Raw genomic sequence first — 21,620 nt, forward strand, 5'->3', positions numbered from 1 at the left:
AGCAGAAATCATCTGTTGATCGCGATCAATGCTACTTCGCCCCTGTAGGGTATAGTGCCTGTTACTTCAAAAAACGCAGGAAGGATGCATGTCGGAGGTTATTGCAAAGCTTCAGGAAGATCACCGGCGTATGGAAGTCATTCTGGGAGTGCTGGACCGGAAAATAGCAAACCTCACCGAGGGAAATAACCTGAACTTGTTCATGATCAGGACGATCCTCGATTATATCGTGAATTTCCCACAGAAGTGTCATCACCCGATTGAAAACTTTCTCCTGAGAAGCCTGACCCGCCGCAATCCACAAGCCGGGGCAATTTCGGCGGAAATCCTGAATGAACATGAAATGCTGGCAAACATTGTAACCCGTTTCGTACACGACGTTGAGTGTATCGAGCCGGGAGCACCAATTTTGAAGGACGAACTTGTTGCGACGCTGAACGCCTATGAAGATCTTCTTGTGCAGCATATGCAAAAGGAAGAGGAATTTTTCTTTCCGGCAGCAGAGGAATATCTAATTCAGGCTGACTGGGACGTTATCGAGACGCGGATGCGCGACAAGGGCGACCCAGTGTTCGGCCGGGAGGCTGATCGCGAATACCGGGCCCTGCATAAGGTTATCATTGAATGGGGCGGGAAATAGGTCCTCGACAGGCCCACATTTTGCCCCTGACCTCCTAGCGCGATCGCCATGCCTGCGTTCGTTTCAGAATGCCTTTCGACACGGCCAAATGTAAAATACGGGCAGCGGCGTTCGTATAGAAGATCATCATACCCATCGCTGCGGCCGGCGCGATATCTCCCGCGTCATCCATGTTCAGAACTGCGATCGAGGCCAGTGCGGTATCCGTCGAGTAAAGAAAGACAACCGCCGAGACAGTCGTCATCGCATTCACGAAGAGATAGATGGCGATGTCCAGTATCGCGGGCATGCAAACCGGAACTGTCACGCGCGCGAACAACTTGTAGAAAGGTTGCTTCAGCGAAGCGGCAACAGATTCAAACTCGCCATCCATCTGCTTGAGCGCCGTGACCGCTGTCAAATGCGATACCGTATAGAAATGGGTAATGGTGACAATCACCAGGATCGCCATCGTGCCGTATATCGCATTCAGGGGATTATCGGGGTCGTTGAAAAAGAAGATGTAGGCAAGGCCCAGCACCATGCCCGGGATCGCCATAGGCAGCATCGCGAGAAACTGGAAAAGACCGCGGCCGACACGAAAACTTCTTGTCTTGTCCACCATATAGGCACCGATGAAGACCACGATGGTGCCAAAAAACGCGGTCAACAGCCCCAGTTTGATGGAATTGCCATAGGCCTCCCATCCGCCGCCATCCATCACATCGAAATTGTAGTTTTTCAGGCTGAGGGAAAGATCATAGGGCCAGAACTTTACCAGAGCCGCAAACTGGCAAACCCCGAGTATCCCGAGAATGAAAATCGCGATCAGGGTGCAATAGATAAAGCAAATGCGGTCAAATTTCCGGTCGGGCTTGGGCTCGAACACGACGGACCGGGCGGAGAGCAAGGCTACCTGCTTCTTCTGCACTTGCCGGTCAACAGCGAACGCGACGAAGGCCGGCATCAGCAAGACGACCGAAACCACGGCGCCCATCTCGAAATTCTGCTGGCCGATCACCTGCTTATAGATGTCAACGGCCAGCATATTATACTGTCCGCCAATCACCTTTGGCAGCCCAAAATCCGTAATCACGAGGTTGAAAACAACAAACGCCGCCGAAATCAGGCCGTACCGGGCCCCCGGAATCGTGACCGTCCAGAAGGTCTTCCAGGCGCTTGCCCTAAGCGAGATCGCCGCCTCGTAAAGCCGCGCATCCGAGATGGCGAGTGCCGTCGTGATAATGATGAAGGCATGCGGGAAGGTGAAGAAGATGGACCCCAGCATGATTCCATAAGGCCCATAGATGGATTCCCCCATCATCACCTCTTTCAGCATCCCCTGATTGCCGAATAGATACACGAGGGCGATCCCCGGCAAGAGCGACGGCACCAGGATCGGGGCCATAGCCACCAGGCGGAACAATCCCTTGAACCGCATACAGCTTCGGCTCAGGGCATAGGCGAAGGCGAAGGCGAGACTGACAGTGACGATAGTGCTGACCGTCGAGATAAAGAGTGAATTCTCAATGGATCGAAAGAGAGAGGGCGTCGAGAAATAGGTCGTGAAGTTACTCAGCCCGACTGACTGGACCGGACGTAGGACAACCCGGCGGAAGGTATTGGAATCAAGCTCATGCCAGTCGGTCCCGGTTATCCTGTCAGACCCGATCAGGTAAACCGTATCCGCTGTCGTACCGCGAATTTTATAGAGAACAGGACTTCTAAAACTGAAATCAGGAAACAACGGTGTCAGGCTCAATCGGCCATCATTGCTGGTCGCCATCTCGTCTTCAGGAATAGCGCCGAGTTGCGCGTTAAGCGCTTCCGCAGACAGGATCGTACCATCGAAATTCCCGTCCTGGTCGCTCACCTGCAGTTCAACTTGCGAGAGATCGAACTGGAATGTCGAGAATGCCTTCGACAACATGGCGTATAGCGGAAATGCGAGCGTTATGATGAGGTATAACGCGATGACGAGAATGAACCCGCGCATCATCAGGTCGTCCCGCCCGAGCTTCAGGGTCAGCGGACGTCCCTTCGGAAGGTTGTCAGACGTTGTTACGCTCATCCCTACTCACCCGCTGGTCGTGCAAAGACTTTTAACCGGTTACTTGGTATCTCAATCACGAGTTCCTTTTCCGCCGCAAGTTCCAGCCGTCGCACAGCGTTAATGGAAAAATCCGCGATCAGCTCATGCTCACCTAGCGCCTCACATTTAAGTCGGCACCGCCAGAAAGAGCCAAGAAACTCCATTTCGGTAATCCGGCAGGTGATGGAATTGTCAGGCTCTTCCATGGGTTCGGTTACAACGTCCCCATGCGGAATAATATCCTCCGGTCGCACGGCGGCAATCACTTCTTTGCCCGGCGGGATTTCGCCGCCCGCAGATTTAAACGCCTTACGGCCAATCGTAACGGTCTTGGCCTCACCGGAGACCGCCGGGAGCTTGTTCATTTCGCCTATAAAATCCGCAACAAATAGCGTGGCCGGCTCCCGATAGATATCTGTCGGTGAGCCAATCTGCTCGATCACGCCATGATTCATCACGACAATCCGGTCCGCCATGGAAAGCGCCTCTTCCTGATCATGGGTCACCATGATCGTTGTAACGCCAAGCTTGCGTTGCAGGTCTTTCACCTCATGACGCAAATGCACGCGCACCTTTGCGTCGAGCGCGGATAACGGCTCATCCAGCAGGAGTAGTCCCGGCGACATGGCGATCGCACGCGCAAGAGCAATACGTTGCTGCTGTCCGCCCGAAAGCTGGGCCGGATACTTCTTGCCCTGATCCGGCAACCCGACAAGGTCGAGCAGTTCCGTCACCCGGGCGTTGATTGCACTCTTCGACAGTCCGGCATTCTCCAGACCAAAGGAAATATTCTTTTCAATCGTTAGATTAGGAAAAAGGGCGTAGGACTGGAAAACAATACCAAAATCCCGTTCTGCAGGTGGCAGGTTGGAAATATCCTTCCCCGCCTGTTCAACTGTTCCCCGGGTTTGGATGTCAAGTCCCGCAATGGCGCGCAACAATGTTGTTTTTCCGCAGCCCGACGGTCCCAGAAAGCAGACAAACTCTCCTTCTGAAATACGCATGGAGATATCTTTAAGCGCGATAAATTCACCAAATGCCTTCCACAGGCTGTCTATCCGGAGATAGGCGTCCCCTTGAGCATGCGCCTTACCATTACCAATTTCGCGCGTTGACTCCGTCAGCATGTTCCCCCGTCCCTAAATACCTTTACTCGTCCAGGATAAAAAAAGGCATCGCAAATGCGATGCCTTCTTTCTTGTTTTTTGGTTAGCTCTTGGCCTCTGATTTCGAATCGTAGCGTTTCTGCCACTCTTCCAGAATTGCCTTGCGGTTATTCGCGGCATATTCAAAATCATTGTCGATCATCTTCTCCAGGAGATTTTCCGGGAAGAACTCAACCGGCTTAGCAACACCCGGATAGGCAACAACGGCATACCCGGTATTATACATCTCGTTGGCTTCCTTCGTGACAGTCCAGTCTACGAGGGTTTTGGCCGCTTCAAGATTGGATGTGCCAGCAACGATAGCCGTTGCTTCCATATCCCAGCCTACACCTTCTTCCGGCACGATAATGTCGAGCGGGGCACCGTCAGCCTTGGATTTTGCACCCCGGAAGGCGAAGGAGATACCGATCGGAATTTCACCGGCAGCCGCCAGTTTACAGGGCTTGGAACCGGAATGGGTGTAACGCGCGATGTTCTCATGCAGCGCGTCCATATATGCCCAGCCGCCCTCTTCACCGAACATCTGCAGCCAGCTGGATACGTCAAGGAAGCCAGTACCGGATGAATTCGGGTTCGGCATGATGACATGGCCCTTATATTCGGGCTTGGTCAGGTCTTTCCAGCTTTTTGGCGCCGTCAGGCCCAGCTTTTCAGCTTCCACCGTGTTAAAGCAGACTGAGGCAACCCAGGCATCCATGCCTGTCCAGGTTGGCGGATTGCTTTTATCGACGAATTTTTTGTCGAGCTTTTCAACACCCTTCGGCGCATAAGGCTCGAGCATGCCTTCGGATTTCATCAGCAACAGGGACGTTGCGGCCAGGCCCCAGATAACGTCAGCCTGGGGATTGTTCTTCTCGGCGAGCAGTTTCGCCGTGATAATGCCCGTGGAATCGCGCACCCAGTTAATTTTGATGTCAGGATGAGCCTTGTTGAATTCCTCAGCATAACGCTTCAGATCTTCCGCTTCGACTGCCGTATATACGGTCAGCTCCGCCGCCATCACGCTGTTCGCAACGAACAGGCCCGCAATAGCTGTCAAAGCCAATTTCTTCAATTGTAACATTTTGTCCCTCCCCCTTTTTAAGAGATTAGTTGAGATTAAAATTAGATCATACCCACAAAGATCCACAAAGATCCAAGTTTGAAACACAATCAATTGATACTCACTGCAATACTGGCGTAATGTGACAAATAGAAGAAATCTATTATATTTATGTTTGTATAACTTAAATCGATACAATGATAAAGACAACCGCTCCCTGACAGGTGCATGTTTCTGCGAACCCGGCTCTAATTTTGCGGCCAGGGCAAGGAATAGGTCTTTACGTTGGTGAAAAATTTCATTGCCTCAAGTACGCCTTCCTTAACACCGTTTCCTGAATCCTTGATTCCGCCAAAGGGCGACATCTCGATTCGATAGCCCGGCTGTTCCCAGATGTTCACTGTCCCAACGTCGAGCCCATCGATAAAACACGTGATGCGGTCAAGCCGGTTGGTACAGACCCCCGCAGAAAGACCGAAGGGTGTCGAGTTCGAGATTTTGATCAAGGCCTCATCGTCATTCGGCACCCGGACTATCGGTATGATCGGGCCAAAGGTTTCATCGAACACAAGTTCGCTGTCATGCGGCACATGGTCGATAACAATCGGCGGCAGAAGCGCCCCTTCCCGGCCAGGATGATAAAGTATTTTCGCACCTTGTTTCTCCGCCAGGAATACCCTCTTTTCAAAGGTCTCTGCCGCCTGTTCATGGATGACACAGCCGAGCTGCGTCTCCGGGTCCTCTGGATCCCCAAACTTAATTTTCTTTGCAATTTCAAGGATATGCGGAACAATCTTGTCGGCGACATTTTCCTGGACAAGGATTCGCTTGATTGCCGTGCAGCGCTGTCCTGAATTACCCGTCGCGCCCGCAACCGCAATTTCGGCCGCCTTGATCAACTCCGCGTCACTCAGATCATCCAGAACGATCAGCGGATCATTGCCGCCGAGTTCCAGCGCGAGACGCTTGTAACCCGCTTTCTCGGCAATCATCTTGCCGACCGGCACACCGCCCGTGAAGGTAACGATATCCGCATGTTTGTTGACGATCATTTCTTCGCCAATATCCTGCGGCCAGCCCGTCACAACCTGGAACATCTGGTGCGGCAGCCCCGCCTCATAGAGAATATCGGCCAAGGCGATCGCGGTGAGCGGTGTCTGTTCTGTCGGTTTGCAGACGACGCAGTTATTTGTCGCGATCGCCGGTGCGATTTTGTGCGACACCATATTGAGCGGATGGTTAAACGGCGTGATTGCAGAAATCACATTGACTGGTTCGCGCTTGGTGTAGATTTTCCGCGCCTTGCCATGGGGCGTGAGATCGCAGGAAAAAATCTGCCCGTCATCGAGAATGGCCAGCTGACCCGCGAGCATGAAGACATCATAAGCCCGGCCCGTCTCATAGAGCGCGTGCTGGTGACAGATTCCAAGCTCTAGTGTGATGACTTTCGCAAGCTGTTCACGTCGTGCCCGGATAAGCTCCGCCGCCTTGAACAGGATCTGCTGCCGTTCGTAACGCGTCAGCGTCGCGCGGTAGTTCGCCGCAATCTCGAACGCCTCACGCGCATGTTCCGCATTTCCGGCGGGCACGGTGCCAATCACTTCGTTGGTATAGGGGTAACGAACCTCGACCACGTCCTTGGTCGATACCTTCTTTCCGCCGATACGCATCGCCTCAACAATAACCGGCCGAGCGGATTTTGATGCTGTCATCTTGTTCATTTCGCGGAAACGAGCGCCGCAGCGCGCGTTGCATAGTAGTAAGCGTCGAAATTACGGAGCGTCGGTTTTTCCGGCAAGTCCGGCATGGCGACATTCACGATAAAGGGCACGACCTGCTCGCTGATCCCGCCATGGGAACGAAGCGGCACCTCAAGGCCGGAAAGGTCATGACGGTCCGCTGAAGTCCCGAGTACCTGGTTCTCTCCGGACACAATCACAATATCTCCAATCCGGTCCGGCGGAAGCTGGAACCGTTCGGCAGCGGCCGCCTTGTCGAGAACGAGTTCAATGCCCTTTGTTGCCTCAAGCTTGGCAATCACGGCCGCCTGGTCAACGTCCGGCGTGAGATAGGCTGTCGCGAAGGAACCGAGTGCGCCATGATGCACGACATAGGGATCGGTGATCGGCAGGATCACGCGGCTCGCCCCGTTTCCGATTTCCTTATCCAGCAGGTCCTGCAGGTAAATCACATCCGGCGTACCATCGGCTTTATGCTTGGGTTTCATGCCGTGATCCGCAGTGACGACAATCGCCGCGCCGAGTGCATCAAGCTGACCAAGGTAGGAATCAAACATTTCATAGAAGGCATTGGCGTCCTTCGTTCCCGGCGCGGCCTTATGCTGCACATAATCGGTTGTTGTCAGATACATCAGATCCGGCTTGAAGGAAGTCATCAACTTCACGCCGGCATTGAAGACATATTCGGAAAGTTCCGCCGAATAGACAGACGGCACCGGAATATCAAGGCTCTCGGATGCATTGTCGATGCCATGTTCAGCCAGGGTGGTCGTATCGGATTTCTCTGTCGAGAAACAGAGCGCCCGCCCCTCGTCGAACTTGAGCCCATGACCGAGCAATGCCCGGAGCTTGTCCTTTGCTGTGACGATGGCGATGCGCGCACCTGTATCATAGAAACTCTTGAAGATCGTCGGCACCCGAAGGAAGCGCGTGTCGTTCATCATCACTTCCTCCCCGGTTTCCGGATCCAGGAGGAAGTTACCGCAAATTCCATGGACGGCGGGGGGCTGTCCCGTCGCAATCGACATATTATTCGGGTTGGTAAAACTCGGGATCACGCAATGAGCCAGATTCATGGTCCCGGTCTCACGTATACGCTTCATCGTCGGCATTACGCCAGCGTCAATCGCGGCATCTATATAGGCCGGTTCGCAGCCATCAAGGCAGATTACCACTGCTGTCCGGTTCGGGAAAGGATACGTCCGGTCGTTCACAGTAACACCGCTCAGGGACATTTTATTCATCGTATTTTCTAAACTCCAATTCAGATATTTCAGGCCGCCAGACGGGCACGTTCTTTCAGCGCGGCTTCAGGCGGGCTTGCGCTATCGACATTCATTTCTTCTAGGGATTCGCGCGCCGCCGTCACAACACGGTGCATCACCTGTTCATCAAGCCGACCAATACAGCCAATCCGGAAACTGTCCACCACCGTCAGCTTACCAGGATAAATGATAAAGCCCCGGGCCTTCATCAAGTCGTAAAAGCGGGGAAAGCTGAAATTGGCATGCGCTGGATTAAAAAAGGTAACGATAATCGGCGAAAGCCAGCGGTCCTTCAGCAAGGTTTCAAAACCAAGGTCGCGCATGCCTGCCACCATAACGTCCCTGTTGCGTTCATATCGCGCAAGCCGGGCCGGTGCGCCGCCTTCGGCCTCGTGCAATTCCAGTGCCTTCATAAAGGCCGCAACAGTGTGGGTTGGCGGCGTAAAGCGCCACTGCCCTGTTTTCTTGAAATTAACCCATTGGGCATGCGCATCCAGGCTGAGGGAATGGCTATTACCTTTCGCGGTTTCCAGCTCGGATTTGCGGGCAATGATAAAGCCGAACCCCGGTACGCCCTCTATGCATTTGTTGGCGGAGGAGACCATTGCTTCATACTTGATCTCCCGGACATCAAGCGGGAGCGCGCCAAAAGCACTCATCGAATCAATCAGAAGCTTGCGTCCTGCGGCTTCAACAACCTCGGAAATTTCCTGCACCGGATTAAGGATACCGGAACTTGTCTCACAATGGACAAGGACAACATGCGTTATCGTCGGATCTCCGGTCAGGGCTGCGGCCACTTCATCTCCACGCGGCGGCATATAGTCCCCTTTATCAATAACCGCGTGTTCCCGGCCAAGATAGGAGAGCGTTTCAACAATCCGCTTCCCATAGGCGCCATTGACCAGCACCAGCGTCTTGCTGTCCGGTCCCAAAAAGGACCCCAGCATTGCCTCAACAGCGAAGGTGCCACTCCCTTGCATGGGAACACAGTCAAAGTCACCGCTCTCATTACCGGCAATGGCAAGCAGCTTTTCACAAAGCGCCGCTGTCATCGCCCGGAAATCGCCATCCCATGACCCCCAATCCTTCAGCATCGCCTGCTTGACATCAAAGGACGTGGTTAATGGACCCGGGGTGAGCAGATAAGGCTCGCCCATATGGGGTGGCGGAAACGCTGCACCTGACTGCAATTCCTGATCCATTTTCATCGCGTCAAACCCTCGCCGTAAAAAAAGAATTAACCAATAGTGATCCAAAATCTAATTAACAACGTAATATATGTAAAATCGTTATTTAAAATCGTTCTATAATTTAAATCGATACATATGGCCTTCAATCCTTGTCTAAGCTATACTGTCGGTACACTGGATTGGAAAAAATATGCGGTATGTACAGCTTCGTGCTTTTCACTACGTCGCCACTCAAGGGGGCTTTTCGCGTGCGGCCGAAGCACTATCCTTGACCCAGCCGGCCATATCGGATCAGGTGCGTAAACTAGAGACTGAGTATGACGTTTTGTTGTTTAATCGACAAAAGAAACAGGTCAGTCTAACAGATTTTGGCAAGAAACTTCTCGAAATTACCCATCGGATGTTCGATATTGAGCATCAGGCCCACGAACTATTATCGGAATCACGGGCATTGGGGTCTGCAAAGCTGAGGATAATTGCCGATTCAGTGCAGCATCTTCATCCTGTACTGGGCCCCTTCCGCCAGCAGTTTCCGGAGGTGTTTATCTCCGTCAGCACCGGCAATACCCCGGAAATTATTGAAAAACTCTGCAGTTATGAGGCAGATGTAGGTGTATTGGGAGAAATTCCGGAATCGCGCGATTTCGATATTGTAAAACTGAGTTCGACTCCGATTATTGCCTTTGCCTCGAAAAGGAGTTCTGCGGGTAAACTTAAATCCATTTCCTTGGAGGAACTGGTGACCAAGCCCCTTGTACTTCGGGAAAAGGGATCAAAAACCCGTCAGAAACTTGAGCAGATTGCTGCCGCTGCGGGCCTCACTCTTAAACCCTCGATTGAGGCGGTGGGTCGGGAAGCTATCCGTGAAATCGTCGCGAGCGGCGCCGGCATCGGAATCGTTTCAGAGGCCGAATTCGGCTATGACGAGCGGCTTTGCAAGATCCCGATTTCAGGATGCAAACCGCTGATGGATGAAGCGCTGATCTGCTTGAAGGAACGCAGCAAGGGCAATTTGGTGAGCGCATTCATGGAAATGGCGCATGATCGTATTTCGCTGAAGAGAGCTTAAGCGAAACTCACACCCGCATATTACTGTCAACGACCCGTTGCAACATCGGGACATAATGAGAGAAGCCCGGTGTTTTCTTGCCAGGGATTTTGCCTTCGTCATCCCATTTGCGCACCTGGACGATTGCGTCAATATCCTCGTTCTGTGCAAATTTCGCTGCGGCCGCTTCGCTCATCGGACCACCCTGTAATTTCAGACTGAGAACCGACGCGTCGGACAGCTTTGCAAAATAGGCGGGTTCTGCCGTGCAAAGATAACGCTTCGCCGAGACATGATGGCGCACACAGTCAGTGACGATTTTCGGAAAAAATGGCGCCAGAACGGCCGCCCCTGCCCGGTCATGATGACTGTCGATGCCAAGTTCCGCCGCATTATCGGGAAACTCGTTGGTAAAATGCCCGATATCATGCAACAGCGCCGCAACGATCAGCTCTTCATTCGCGCCCGATTCCTCCGCAAGTTCCGCCGTCTGGAACATATGCTCCGAGATTGTTACCTCTTCGCCAAGATATTCCTCGGCGCCGCGCCGTGCAAAAATATCGGCGATAAAGGCGACAATATTGTCCTTGGTAAGGTGTGAAAAATCGGGCTTAGGCATCTTTTCTTCCCAAATGTTGATGTTCAAGGGTCGCAAGAGTCGACAGCAGGCCATCCTTATCAGGATAGCAGCCCTGTAGCCAGCGCGTTCCGCGACCGGAGTAGGCATTGCGGGCATGTAATACGCGCGTATTATCGACAATAAAGCAGTCGCCGGGTTCCAGACGGAAGCTGACTGCCATGTCCGGGTCATTAATGATTTCACTCAAGCTCCGGTAGGCGGCGTAATAGTCCGGCATTTTCTCAAATGGTACATCCGTGACTGGTGCGATCGAGCGGTTGTTGAAACGGACCCCGACAAGCTCCCCGTCCGGCGCCAGTTCAATCATCGGCTTGCGGGCCTGCAGGCAGACGTCCGACTGTCCGGCATACTCATACCTGGCACTGTAACGGGACAGAAGGTCAAAATAATCGGGATGCTCCGCTTGCAGCCGCTTAACCGCCTTAAAACCATCCACAACCAGCGAATCCCCGCCATTCGCCGAATTCTCCAGCGCATAGAGAATTTGCATCGTCGGCACCGGATCGCGGTAGGGGTTATCCGTATGGGCCTGCAATCCCGCCGAGGTAAAGGCAAGGTTCGTTGGCGTCACTTCGGCCCGCACCTCAAACCATTTTCCGTAGTTCGTTTCCCGCACAAAGCCAAACAGCGCGGCAACATCCAGGAGTGCTCCGCTTTTTACGGGGCCGCCTGTCATTTTCGCAAATCCGAACCGGCGAATATCGCTGAGCCATTTCGTCAATGCCATTTTATCACGCTTGACCGAGTCAAAATCGGCCATTGGGACATTGCTATTCAACGACTCATCCCAAAGCTCAATATTTGGGCCTAGCCATCCGGCAGGTCGCTCCTCCGCGATATCATAGGCATGGGCCTGTAGCCAGCGGAGCGAGTATGAAAGCGTTTTTGCTTCCGGCTGAAAGGTGACGGTGAGCCTGTCCGGCAGGTCCATCGACACGTTGGAAATCCTGGTGTCTGCAGGAATGTCATCAATCGTGATAAGACGCTGACCATTCTGCGGGGAACGGGTATCCGCATCCAGCGCATTGTCCCGGAGCCAGATGGCATGAAACCGCAAACTGTCGCCGCGTTTTGTATGGAGGACAATATAGTCCCCATCCCCGGCCACCTCGACATTTTCTATATAGCTATTTTCAGACATTCGTTTGGTATCACGCAGTTGTCATCACGATTTAATCTTCTTCATCCCTGGGTCGTAAAGCGGTTCCAGATGCACCTGACACGGTACGCGGGTTAGCGCCACATCCAGCTCATACCTGCCATCGAGCACGAACTCCGCGTCCACGCCCTCCGGATTGCGAACATATCCATAGCCAATGGATTTTGCAATTGTATGACCATAGCCTCCACTGGAAAGCCAACCGACACGCTTGCCATTTCGGTAGATTGTCTCCCGTCCGAGCAGGACAACATCCGGGTCATCAACCGTAAAGCAGGCGAGCATTTTCTTGACGCCCGCCGCCTTCTGCGTCTCGATTGCCGCACGCCCCTTGAAATCGCGGCCTGATTTCAGTTTCACGGCCCAGCCAAGCCCGGCCTCAATCGGGGTGTGATCCGGGCCGATATCCGCCCCCCAGGCGCGATAACCCTTTTCCAGGCGGCAGCTTTCGATCGTCCGATATCCTGCATTCGAAAGACCGGAAGGCGCCCCGGCCGTCATCAGGGCATCATATACGGCAGCTGCGTGACCAACAGGCATATGAAGCTCCCAGCCGAGTTCCCCCATATAGGTCAGGCGGAGGGCCATAACGGGATGGCCCGCGATCTCGATCATTCTGCCGGTCGCAAAGGGGAAGCCTTCATGGGAAATATCATCATTCGTGACCTGCGACAGAATTTCCCGCGATAATGGCCCCATCAGCGAGAGGACGGATCGCTTCTCGGTAATATCGCTCAAGGCGATCGTCATATTCGGCGGAATATTTCTCAAGATCCAGTTGTAATCATGGGTCGCGAAACCGGTTCCCGTCACGATATAGAATTCATTCTGGTCAAGGCGTGTCACGGTCAGGTCGCATTCAATCCCGCCCCGGTCATTCAGCATCTGGGTATAGATAACAGACCCGGGCGGCCGCAGCACGTTGCCTGCCGCGATCCAGTCCAATGCAGCGGCGGCATGCGGTCCGGTAAGATGAAATTTCGCGAAGGATGTCTGGTCAATCAGAACCGCGGCCTCCCGCGTCGCCTTATGCTCCCGCGCGACGGCCTTGAACCAGTTTTGCCGGCTGAAGCTGTAGGTATCCTCCGGCGTCTCTCCCGCTTCTACATCCGCAAACCAGTTCGGCCGTTCCCACCCGAGCTTCTCACCGAAACAAGCACCAGCGGCTTTCAGTTTGTCGTAGAGTGGCGAGGTTCGAAACGGCCGGCCGCTTTGATGCTCCTCATGCGGCCAGGCCATGGTGTAATGCTTGCCATAGGCCTCAACGGTGCGTTTTTTGATCCAGTCGGCGTCGAAATGCGGCTTGCCGAAACGGCGGATATCGACAGCCCAAAGGTCATAGGGAGGCTCTCCTTTCGCCACCCACTCGGCGAGGACCATCCCCGCGCCGCCGCCCGAGGCGATACCAAAAGCATTAAAACCGGCACCGACAAAGAAGTTTTTAAGTTCCGGCGCTTCCCCCAGGATAAAATTTCCATCCGGTGTAAAGCTTTCCGGCCCATTGACCAGTTCCTTGATCCCGGTAGTCTCCAGCGCCGGGACGCGGCCAAGAGCGAGTTCCATCATCGGCTCAAAATGGTCAAAGTCGGATTGCAGCAGGGTAAAATGGAAATCTTCCGGAATGCCGGCTTCCGCCCACAGCACGGGGTTGGGCTCATACCCGCCCATGACCAGGCCGCCGACCTCCTCTTTATAATAGGTCAGCCGGTCGGGATCGCGCAGCGTTGGCAAGTTACGTGGCATATCCTTGATCGGTTCGGTTATCAGATATTGATGCTGGACCGGGACCAACGGCACATTTACGCCGAAACGGCCGGCGAATTCCCGCGTCCATTGCCCAGCGCAACAGATTACGACCTCACATTCAATAAATCCTTTATCCGTCTGTACACCCTTGATTTTCCCGCGCTCTATCCGGATGTCCGTTACAGCCGTATCCTCAAATATCGTCGCACCGGCCATCCGTGCACCCTTCGCAAGTGCTTGCGTGATATCGGACGGATTGGCCTGCCCGTCGGTCGGGAGGAACGCGGCCCCGACAACATCCTCCACCGTCATGATGGGCCAGAGTTCCCTCGCCTCCGCTGGTGTTAAGAGCTGCATATCCAGGCCAAAGGACTGGGCGGTGGTTGCCTGACGCTTGACTTCTTCCCAGCGCGCATCGTTACAGGCAAGACGGAGGCCGCCGTTCATCTTCCATCCCGTGGCGAGCCCGGTTTCCTCTTCCAACCGGTTGTAGAGATCAACAGAGTAACCCAGAAGTTCCGTGATATTGGCGTTGGACCGAAGCTGACCCACCAGCCCCGCGGCATGGAAGGTCGTTCCCGAGGTGAGTTTTTTCCGCTCCAGCAGGACCGTATCCGTCCAGCCGAGCTTCGCCAGATGATAGGCCGTGGAACAGCCGACAATTCCGCCACCAATCACAACCGCCCGCGCCGTCGTCGGTAAATCTTTCGCCATTCAGAGATTGTCCTTCTTATAACTTTCGTACGCCGGCTCGAACCGTTCAAGACAGCTCTGAGTATAGTGTCCATAGTCGAAATCAAGCTCGGAATAAATTTCCGATACCATGCTCCACATCACTTCCCGAAGAAGAGACGCAATCTTCATCGCCTGATACCGCCCCCAGAGGTCATCGTTGAGCGGTGCCTCGAAATAGCGTTCCAGCATCGATCTTTGCGAGCTTTCCGTGAAATCATTGTTGGACGCCAGCCCGGCAAGATCAAAAAGCGGTGTGTTAAAGCCCGCATACTCCCAGTCGATCAACCAGAGACGGTCACCGTCATCTATGAAATTGGCCGCCAGCAAGTCATTATGGCCAAAGACGATATCGTGGGGGCCGGACCGCGCCTCTGTCTCCGCCGTAGTTCTAAGATACTCGGTAATGCGGTTCTTATGGGGACTATCGCTGTTGGTTATAAGGCGGGCATACTCCCGCAGCGTATGAAAGACCCAGAAAATCGGTGCAGGTCCGTGCAGGAATGCCGGAATGTCCCGGTGACTGCGTCGGATCAGGCGGATCGCCCGATCACGCAAATCGTCATCGCGCAGATCCTCCGGAGCGAGTGTCCTCCCCACTATATACTCGAGAACCAGAACGCCCGGCTCACTATAAACAACCGCCGGCGAGATGCCCGCTGCCTGCGCGGCCTTGCTTGCCGCCAGCTCATGGGTGCGTGCAATATGATGGAACGGGATATCCTCCCCCAGACGAACGACATAGCGGCGTTCCCCCTCCGTCACGAGGAAGTTCGCATTCGTCATACCACCATCCAGCGGTTCAATGGACGGTGTCACTCGCCATAGAGAAAGCCCCGAAATTTTCTCATATGCCCATGTCATGCCACCATCCGTTACTATTATCAGGGTATCATATGACTACTATCGATTTGATACTAGGTGATTATGGCCCTTTCTACCTATCAAAGAATCACGCTTCGGCAAAGCTATCGATTGCTAGCTGAAAATTTCCGGCTGCAGTCAAGGAAAACCACATATCAGAAGATTACCGGCCTTTCCTGACACCTAAAATGGCATTGTCAAAAGACCCCAGCCCCGCGCAGCTGACGGGCTGTGGGCACTGATCTTGCCGGGGATAAATTTATCGCCAGTGGATATCACGTAAGATTACCATGGAGTTGGTGACCAATTTCTCAGCCAGTTGAGAAACCATCTCAGTTTAGGAAACATTGGCCGCCAAAATATCGCGGCTCTCTGCTCGAGATTCAGGCTCTCTTCCCTGCAGAAAGCCGTGTCATTTCGGTCATTTAGCGTCCCTGCTATAACGTGTCGGTTGGAGTTTTTCCTGCAAAGAAGGCATCCAGGTTATCGAGTGCCCGCGCGCCCATCGCATCACGTGTCTGCACCGTCGCGCTGCCGATATGGGGCAGCATGAAAACATTCTCGAAGGCCGAGAAAGCCGGATTGCCCCCCGGCTCCGTTATGAAACAGTCTAGGCCAGCCGCAAAGATCTTGCCCGACGTCAGGGCTTTAATTAGTGCTGGTTCATCAACGAGCGCACCGCGCGCGGTATTCACAATAACCGCGCCATCTGGAAGCCGGGCAATACGCTCCGCATTAATCATTCCCGTCGTTTCCGGCGTCGCGGGGCAATGAAGGGACAGAAAATCAGCAACGGCTAGCAGGCTGTCGATGTCCTCGTGAAATTGCGCGCCTTGTTCTCGCTCCTTTGGCAGTCGCCGCCTGTTGAAGTAATGGACCTCCATATCGAAGCCGCGCGCTTTTCTGGCCATGGCCTGACCGACGCGACCCATTCCAATGATGCCAAGGCGTTGACCGGTAACCTGTTTGCCGACCATGAAGGACGGGCTCCAGAAATTCCACGCCCCTGACCGCACAATCCGGTCACCTTCAACCGCCCGCCGCGCCGCGCCGAGCATAAGCAGAAAGGCCGTTTCCGCCGTCGCATCGGAAAGAACATCCGGGGTATTCGTCACAACAATACCGCGCGCTTTCAGGGCATCGAGATTGCAATGATCAACGCCAACGGAATGGTTCGCAATAATTTTAACACGGGGATCAAGTCTCGCTGCCACATCGGCCGTAAAAAGCTCCGAATGGCAGGGAAGGATCGCATCGACCTTGGCGCTCATCTCAACAATTTCGTCAGCGCTATGCAGCCCGTCTTCGTAATTGATGATGGCGTCATAGTCTTTCGCCGCCCGTTCAAGTGATTTATCGGAAAGCTTACGCGTAATCCAAAGAACTTTCTCTGCCGCCATGGTGTCACTTCTTCCGCAGTGTTTCTTCCCAGTAATTATAGACGGCCATGGAGAGAACAAAAAGTGAGACGATCCAGAACGGCAGTCCTCCCCAGAAACCGGCAAAGCCGCTGGAGATGCTGAAGGCGAGGCCAAGAACGAAGGTCGCCACCAATGCTATGCCGATGAATCCTAGGATTTTTTTGCTTATATCCGACAGCATTCCTTTTCTCCCTATCCTTACGCCTGCTGCGCTTTCAATTTATTCTGTATCCAGTTGGCGGTCCTGAACAAGCGATCATCCTGCTCTGTCCGCGCAACTAACTGCACACCAATCGGAAGGCCGGTTTCGCCAACCAGAAGGGGCAGGCTTACTGAGGGCAAGCCGCACAATGTCCAGATGGTTGAGAAAACGGGGTCTCCCGTGCCTTCCACAAATTCTGATGCTTCACCCGGTGCGCTTGCCGTGAGAACGGCATCATAGTCATGGAAGAATACGTCAAAATACTCGTTTGCAGAGACCATAAATTGAACCGCGTCCTCATATTGGGCCGCGCTGATGGTCCGTCCATGTTCAACAATCTGCTGCAGCGCGGGACTGATTTTCTCCCAGTATCCGCTAAATGTTTCCTGCAGATGCTGACAGATTTCAAATTCATGGATAACCCGTTGTGCCTCGATGAACCCGTCAAAGGAAGCCGGAACTGAAACTTTGTCCACCCTGTCACCAAGCAAGGCCATGATTTCTTCCAGCCCCTCCCGCGCTGCCGGCGTCAGTCGGTTATTAAAGGGCAGCTCTAGCCAGACAAATTCGGGGTCCACCGGGGGATCGGCACGACATCCTTCTAGCATTAGCGGCCTGGGCCTGGCATAGCTCGAGTGATCCGCCGGATCATATCCTTTAATAACGTCTGATAATGCCGCCACATCTTCCAGCGTCCTGCCAAATACCCCCACCTGATCGAGAGATTTTGAAGTCTGCAAGATGCCGCGACGCGAGATCATGCCACGCGTCGGCTTGAACCCATATGTTCCGCAGAAAGAGGCCGGACGAATGACCGACCCATTGGTCTGGGTGCCGATCGCCAGCGGAACCTGGAAAGCGGCAACGGCGGCAGCGGATCCGCTCGATGACCCTCCCGGGGAATGAGCAACGTTATGCGGATTCCTTGTTTCAACTGCCTGCACAAAAGCAAGCTCGGTCGTTACGGTTTTCCCTAGGATGATCGCTCCCTGATCTCTAAGTCGTTCGACGATCGCGGCATCTTCCGCAGGTTGCCTTCCGGCAAAAATCGGCGTTCCCCGCTCAGTGAGAAAATCCCGGGTATCAACAATATCCTTGAGACCAACGGGAATGCCATGCAGCGTCCCGAGGGGCCTGCCAGCGCGGCGAATACTGTCCATTTCCGCTGCCTGGGCAAAGGCATAATCCGGGTCCAGCTGGGCCCAGGCCTTGATCTGCCCGTCGGTTTCCTCAATCCTGTTGAGACAAGCCCTTACCAGCTCCACCGACGTCAACCGTCCGTCACGTATCTGGCGGACCGCGTCCAAGGCGGGCAGGACATTCGGCATTGATTGGTCAACAACTGTCATCAAGGGATATACTTCCCGAAAAGATAGTCCGGCAGCCACAAGGCAATGCCAGGGAATTGATACATGAGAACCATGCAAAGGATAACAATGCCGAGATAGGGAATAATACCCCTGAAAATCTCAACAAGCTGGATGGCGTTGCGCAACACCCCTTTAAGATAATACGCCGACATCGCCATCGGCGGGGTCAGGAAGGAGGTCTGCAAATTCAGCGCAACCAGCATCGCAAAAAAGTACGGATTGACGCCAAAGGTATCAAGCATCGGCAAGAAAATCGGCACAAAAATAATCAGGATTTCGGACCACTCAAGCGGCCAACCCAGCAGGAAAATGATTACCTGCGCCAGAACCAGAAACTGCCAGGGTTCAAGGTTCAAGCCGACGACCCAGGCACTTATGAGATCATGTCCGCCGAGATAAGAGAAAACCGACGCAAAGGTCCATGATCCGACAAACAGCCAGCATACCATCGCCGTGGCCTTCGCCGTCAGAAACACACTTTCCTTGACCTTTTTCCAGGTCAGGGAACGGTAAAGGACCGCGAGCACAAGCCCACCCAAAGCCCCCATTGCCGCGGCCTCAGCAGGCGTGGCAAGTCCGCCCAGAATGGATCCCAGCACCAGCATGATAAGGGCTGTCAGCGGTACAAAAGATACAAGAAGGTCCATGTAAATCTTGATGGGCGGGGGGATATCTTCCTGACGTGGCTTTGGCGCAATCGACGGCTTTATCAGGACACGGATAATGACGTAAGCCATATAAAGCCCGGCGAGGATCAGGCCGGGAAATACGGCCGCAGCATATAACCGCAAAGGGGATAATTCGGCAATTGCCGCATAGACAATCAACATGATGGAAGGCGGTATCAGGATGCCAAGCGTGCCGCCGGCACAAATAACCCCCGCGGCAAACTCCTTTTGGTAGTTGGCCTTGGCCATCGCCGGATAGGCAAGCAGTCCCATCAGGGTGACGACCGCGCCAACGATACCCGAGGCTGTCGAAAAGACCGCGCATGTGATCAGCGCGGCAATCGCCATGGAACCGGGCAGGTTTCGCGCCGCCATCTGCAAGGAGAAAAAAAGCCGATCAACAATATTCGCCCGCTCGACGACGTACCCCATAAAAAGAAACAGCGGGATCGCAACCAGCGTATCATTCTCCATTACCGAGTAGGTATTCTGATTCAGCAGATAAAAGATATTGTTGCTGAACAGGTCGGCAAAGCTTTCGATCCCGCCCTGGAAATAGGCGTAGTAGCCGAACGCTACGCCCATTGCCAAAAGTGTGAAGGCGATTGGAAAGCCCAGCAACACCAGCAGGATAAACAAACAAAGCATGAAAATGGCGACTTCAGGGTTTGTCATGGGCGTCTCTCAAAATAAAAGCGAAGGAAACGGCTGAAATCATGGTTTGTGTATCTCGGACTTATGCATCAGCATGTCTTCGGTCTCATGCACATCTTCCAGCCGATCCATCCATACTCCTTGCTTGATTGCTTTCCAGCAGCGCACCATTTCCGCTATGCCCTGTAAAATCAGCAGGAAGCCGGCCACGGGAATAAGTGTTTTGAAAAAATAGACCTGGATGCGGGCTGGACTGTTCCAGCTTACTTCTTTATATCGCCAACTGTCGGCGGCAATTTCCGCGCCATACCAGAACAGGGCGAGTATTCCGGGAAAGAAAAACAGAATATACAGCACGAAGTCTATTCGGGCCTGCCAGCGTATGGGAAACAGGCGGTAAAGCACATCGCCGCGAACATGTGAATCCTGCGCGAGGGCATAAGGTCCTGCCATCAGGAACAACGCACCATACATCTGAACCATTACATCAAATGCCCAGACCGTCGGAGAGTTCAACACATAACGGACGAAAACCTCATAGGATACCGAAAAGGTCAGTATCATAATGCACCAGCCAAATGCCCTGCCTACCCAGAGGTTTAGCCCCTCAATCGTATAGACGAATTTTGTCATCGCACCCTATCCGCAAACTCCTAAGCAAAACCGGGGACTAACTTGTAGTCCCCGGAGCGTATTACATTTACTCGTGGTCACGAGCCAAAGTAATGATTATAGGCCAGCTTGTAGTCCGGTTGGTTCAGGTTCAAATAGCCCATGACATTCTTGGCATAAGCCATTTGCGAGTCGACTACCTTTGCAAAGAACGGATCTTCGGAGCTTATCCGCTTGATAACAACATCCCAGGCCGCGAGTTGAGCCGCCATGACGTTATCCGGTGTCCGGTAAACATTTACGCCCTGCTCGTCCCGGAGTTTGTTGAGATCGTCTGCATAGCGTTTGGTATTATTCCAGTAAAAGTTGGAGTTTTCCGCCTCAGACGCATATTTCAATACTGCCTGTAACTCTGCGGGAAGGCCTTCATATTTCTTCTTGTTAAATGTAATCTCGAAGAATTCCTGAGACTGGTGGAAGGAAGCAAGATGATAGAATTTCGAAACATCCTGCATACCGAAATCGCGGTCCGACGTCGGATTGTTAAACTCCGCCGCATCAATCAAACCGGCCTTCATCGCTGGCTGGATTTCACCGCCCGGTAGCTGTACGACCGACATGCCCATTTCGAGGAGGACATCGGCAGCAAGACCAACGGTTCTGTATTTCAGCCCGTTTAGCTGGGAGACGTCCGTGATTTCCTGTTTAAACCATCCCAGCGGTTGTGCCGGCATTGGGCTGTTGAAGAACGAGACAACATTCAGGCCAAGATTACCCATCAACTCGTTGAATAGTTCCTGTCCGCCACCATAATTAACCCATCCGAGTACTTCCTGCGACGACCAGCCGAAACACGGGCCGGTGCCGAACAACGACGCCGTCGGGGATTTAGAGTACCAGTAGGCAGGCACATAATGGGCTGCGTCGAGCACTCCGCGATGCACCGCGTCTTGCATCTGACTGGTCTTTACTACCGAATCAACGGGCAAAAGGTCGATTTTGATGTCCTTGCCTGCCATGGCATGAACCCGGTCAACATATGATTGTGCATTTTCAAGAAAAATGCCGCCGCCCCACGCTGCCTGCATTTTCAATGTAACAGGTTCGGCCCGCGCTATTGCAGGTGCTGCAAAGCTTCCAGCGGTTGCGGCGGCCGCAAGCGCGCTGCCTTTCAGAAATTTTCTGCGATCCATAGTCTTCTCAGTCATTTTCACCTCCCATGAAAACATTTTTACTTTCGTTTATTCTAATATAAAATAAACCACCAATCACGATAGAATGCAAGCAACCAAGCTGGTGCTATATTCCACTACATGGAAAATGCTGATTTTGTCACATCAACCGCTTGGTAAAGCCGGGATTGGATCAGTCATTCCAGATGAAAGTGA

At 53.4% G+C, this 21,620-nt stretch carries 18 protein-coding genes; 2 read left to right on the forward strand and 16 right to left on the reverse strand.

What is annotated here, in order from left to right:
* Window positions 1–88 precede the first annotated feature (88 nt).
* Entirely contained in the window at window positions 89–640 is a 552-nt protein-coding gene (locus tag J0X12_RS16070) for a hemerythrin domain-containing protein (RefSeq protein WP_207047449.1), read from the forward strand.
* Between the two features lie 34 nt (window positions 641–674).
* On the opposite strand, the gene J0X12_RS16075 is transcribed toward J0X12_RS16070, so the two are convergent.
* The 6 genes from J0X12_RS16075 to J0X12_RS16100 all read right to left on the reverse strand — a co-directional run bounded on the left by J0X12_RS16075 (window position 675) and on the right by J0X12_RS16100 (window position 9,128).
* Window positions 675–2,690, reverse strand: a complete 2,016-nt coding sequence (locus J0X12_RS16075) for a putative 2-aminoethylphosphonate ABC transporter permease subunit (protein ID WP_207047450.1) — start codon at window positions 2,688–2,690, stop codon at window positions 675–677.
* A gap of 2 nt (window positions 2,691–2,692) precedes the next feature.
* On the reverse strand, window positions 2,693–3,838 hold the full coding sequence (locus J0X12_RS16080; RefSeq protein ID WP_207047451.1) for a putative 2-aminoethylphosphonate ABC transporter ATP-binding protein: 1,146 nt from the start codon (window positions 3,836–3,838) through the stop codon (window positions 2,693–2,695).
* An 82-nt stretch (window positions 3,839–3,920) separates the two neighbouring features.
* Window positions 3,921–4,940: a putative 2-aminoethylphosphonate ABC transporter substrate-binding protein gene (locus J0X12_RS16085; RefSeq protein ID WP_207047452.1), complete on the reverse strand. Its 1,020-nt coding sequence runs from the start codon at window positions 4,938–4,940 to the stop codon at window positions 3,921–3,923.
* Between the two features lie 227 nt (window positions 4,941–5,167).
* Window positions 5,168–6,631, reverse strand: coding sequence for a phosphonoacetaldehyde dehydrogenase (phnY, locus tag J0X12_RS16090; RefSeq protein ID WP_207047453.1), 1,464 nt, complete (start codon window positions 6,629–6,631; stop codon window positions 5,168–5,170).
* 5 nt (window positions 6,632–6,636) lie between these two features.
* Window positions 6,637–7,902 (reverse strand): phosphonoacetate hydrolase, encoded by a 1,266-nt coding sequence (phnA, locus tag J0X12_RS16095; protein WP_207047454.1) that lies wholly within the window; start codon window positions 7,900–7,902, stop codon window positions 6,637–6,639.
* A gap of 29 nt (window positions 7,903–7,931) precedes the next feature.
* On the reverse strand, window positions 7,932–9,128 hold the full coding sequence (locus tag J0X12_RS16100) for a 2-aminoethylphosphonate--pyruvate transaminase (RefSeq protein WP_420497095.1): 1,197 nt from the start codon (window positions 9,126–9,128) through the stop codon (window positions 7,932–7,934).
* Between the two features lie 178 nt (window positions 9,129–9,306).
* Here J0X12_RS16100 and J0X12_RS16105 point away from each other — a divergent pair, with 178 nt between their 5' ends.
* Complete coding sequence (locus tag J0X12_RS16105; RefSeq protein ID WP_207047456.1) at window positions 9,307–10,185, forward strand: LysR substrate-binding domain-containing protein; 879 nt, start codon at window positions 9,307–9,309, stop codon at window positions 10,183–10,185.
* A gap of 7 nt (window positions 10,186–10,192) precedes the next feature.
* Here J0X12_RS16105 and tmpB read toward each other — a convergent pair whose 3' ends face one another.
* The 10 genes from tmpB to J0X12_RS16155 form a co-directional block, all read right to left on the reverse strand.
* Complete coding sequence (tmpB, locus tag J0X12_RS16110) at window positions 10,193–10,783, reverse strand: (R)-1-hydroxy-2-trimethylaminoethylphosphonate oxygenase (RefSeq protein WP_207047457.1); 591 nt, start codon at window positions 10,781–10,783, stop codon at window positions 10,193–10,195.
* A complete protein-coding gene (tmpA, locus tag J0X12_RS16115; protein WP_207047458.1) occupies window positions 10,776–11,945 on the reverse strand; it encodes a 2-trimethylaminoethylphosphonate dioxygenase in 1,170 nt (389 codons plus the stop codon). The genes tmpB and tmpA overlap by 8 nt, the downstream gene beginning before the upstream one ends.
* 24 nt (window positions 11,946–11,969) lie before the next feature.
* Window positions 11,970–14,423, reverse strand: a complete 2,454-nt coding sequence (locus tag J0X12_RS16120; RefSeq protein WP_207047459.1) for a GcvT family protein — start codon at window positions 14,421–14,423, stop codon at window positions 11,970–11,972.
* Window positions 14,424–15,305 carry a choline kinase family protein gene (locus J0X12_RS16125; RefSeq protein ID WP_207047460.1) on the reverse strand — a complete coding sequence of 294 codons (882 nt, stop codon included), beginning with the start codon at window positions 15,303–15,305 and terminating at the stop codon, window positions 14,424–14,426.
* A 437-nt stretch (window positions 15,306–15,742) separates the two neighbouring features.
* Window positions 15,743–16,705 carry a 2-hydroxyacid dehydrogenase gene (locus J0X12_RS16130; protein WP_207047461.1) on the reverse strand — a complete coding sequence of 321 codons (963 nt, stop codon included), beginning with the start codon at window positions 16,703–16,705 and terminating at the stop codon, window positions 15,743–15,745.
* A 4-nt stretch (window positions 16,706–16,709) separates the two neighbouring features.
* Window positions 16,710–16,907, reverse strand: coding sequence for a hypothetical protein (locus J0X12_RS16135; protein ID WP_207047462.1), 198 nt, complete (start codon window positions 16,905–16,907; stop codon window positions 16,710–16,712).
* Window positions 16,908–16,924: 17 nt separating this feature from the next.
* Window positions 16,925–18,277, reverse strand: coding sequence for an amidase (locus tag J0X12_RS16140; protein WP_207047463.1), 1,353 nt, complete (start codon window positions 18,275–18,277; stop codon window positions 16,925–16,927).
* Window positions 18,277–19,641 (reverse strand): TRAP transporter large permease, encoded by a 1,365-nt coding sequence (locus J0X12_RS16145; RefSeq protein WP_207047464.1) that lies wholly within the window; start codon window positions 19,639–19,641, stop codon window positions 18,277–18,279. The genes J0X12_RS16140 and J0X12_RS16145 overlap by 1 nt, the downstream gene beginning before the upstream one ends.
* A 39-nt stretch (window positions 19,642–19,680) precedes the next feature.
* A complete protein-coding gene (locus J0X12_RS16150; protein WP_207047465.1) occupies window positions 19,681–20,253 on the reverse strand; it encodes a TRAP transporter small permease subunit in 573 nt (190 codons plus the stop codon).
* A gap of 77 nt (window positions 20,254–20,330) precedes the next feature.
* Window positions 20,331–21,440: a TRAP transporter substrate-binding protein gene (locus J0X12_RS16155; RefSeq protein ID WP_207047466.1), complete on the reverse strand. Its 1,110-nt coding sequence runs from the start codon at window positions 21,438–21,440 to the stop codon at window positions 20,331–20,333.
* Between the last annotated feature and the right edge of the window lie 180 nt (window positions 21,441–21,620).

Origin of the sequence: Sneathiella sedimenti (genome assembly GCF_017313765.1) — a bacterium.
In the GTDB taxonomy this organism is placed as follows: domain Bacteria; phylum Pseudomonadota; class Alphaproteobacteria; order Sneathiellales; family Sneathiellaceae; genus Sneathiella; species Sneathiella sedimenti.

What these genes read in the sequence shown, in the direction of transcription:
- J0X12_RS16070 (WP_207047449.1), top strand. Translation starts at nt 89, where the DNA reads ATGTCGGAGGTTATTGCAAAGCTTCAGGAAGATCACCGGCGTATGGAA.
- J0X12_RS16075 (WP_207047450.1), bottom strand. Translation starts at nt 2,690, where the DNA reads ATGAGCGTAACAACGTCTGACAACCTTCCGAAGGGACGTCCGCTGACC.
- J0X12_RS16080 (WP_207047451.1), bottom strand. Translation starts at nt 3,838, where the DNA reads ATGCTGACGGAGTCAACGCGCGAAATTGGTAATGGTAAGGCGCATGCT.
- J0X12_RS16085 (WP_207047452.1), bottom strand. Translation starts at nt 4,940, where the DNA reads ATGTTACAATTGAAGAAATTGGCTTTGACAGCTATTGCGGGCCTGTTC.
- phnY (WP_207047453.1), bottom strand. Translation starts at nt 6,631, where the DNA reads ATGACAGCATCAAAATCCGCTCGGCCGGTTATTGTTGAGGCGATGCGT.
- phnA (WP_207047454.1), bottom strand. Translation starts at nt 7,902, where the DNA reads ATGAATAAAATGTCCCTGAGCGGTGTTACTGTGAACGACCGGACGTAT.
- J0X12_RS16100 (WP_420497095.1), bottom strand. Translation starts at nt 9,128, where the DNA reads ATGGATCAGGAATTGCAGTCAGGTGCAGCGTTTCCGCCACCCCATATG.
- J0X12_RS16105 (WP_207047456.1), top strand. Translation starts at nt 9,307, where the DNA reads ATGCGGTATGTACAGCTTCGTGCTTTTCACTACGTCGCCACTCAAGGG.
- tmpB (WP_207047457.1), bottom strand. Translation starts at nt 10,783, where the DNA reads ATGCCTAAGCCCGATTTTTCACACCTTACCAAGGACAATATTGTCGCC.
- tmpA (WP_207047458.1), bottom strand. Translation starts at nt 11,945, where the DNA reads ATGTCTGAAAATAGCTATATAGAAAATGTCGAGGTGGCCGGGGATGGG.
- J0X12_RS16120 (WP_207047459.1), bottom strand. Translation starts at nt 14,423, where the DNA reads ATGGCGAAAGATTTACCGACGACGGCGCGGGCGGTTGTGATTGGTGGC.
- J0X12_RS16125 (WP_207047460.1), bottom strand. Translation starts at nt 15,305, where the DNA reads ATGACATGGGCATATGAGAAAATTTCGGGGCTTTCTCTATGGCGAGTG.
- J0X12_RS16130 (WP_207047461.1), bottom strand. Translation starts at nt 16,705, where the DNA reads ATGGCGGCAGAGAAAGTTCTTTGGATTACGCGTAAGCTTTCCGATAAA.
- J0X12_RS16135 (WP_207047462.1), bottom strand. Translation starts at nt 16,907, where the DNA reads ATGCTGTCGGATATAAGCAAAAAAATCCTAGGATTCATCGGCATAGCA.
- J0X12_RS16140 (WP_207047463.1), bottom strand. Translation starts at nt 18,277, where the DNA reads ATGACAGTTGTTGACCAATCAATGCCGAATGTCCTGCCCGCCTTGGAC.
- J0X12_RS16145 (WP_207047464.1), bottom strand. Translation starts at nt 19,641, where the DNA reads ATGACAAACCCTGAAGTCGCCATTTTCATGCTTTGTTTGTTTATCCTG.
- J0X12_RS16150 (WP_207047465.1), bottom strand. Translation starts at nt 20,253, where the DNA reads ATGACAAAATTCGTCTATACGATTGAGGGGCTAAACCTCTGGGTAGGC.
- J0X12_RS16155 (WP_207047466.1), bottom strand. Translation starts at nt 21,440, where the DNA reads ATGACTGAGAAGACTATGGATCGCAGAAAATTTCTGAAAGGCAGCGCG.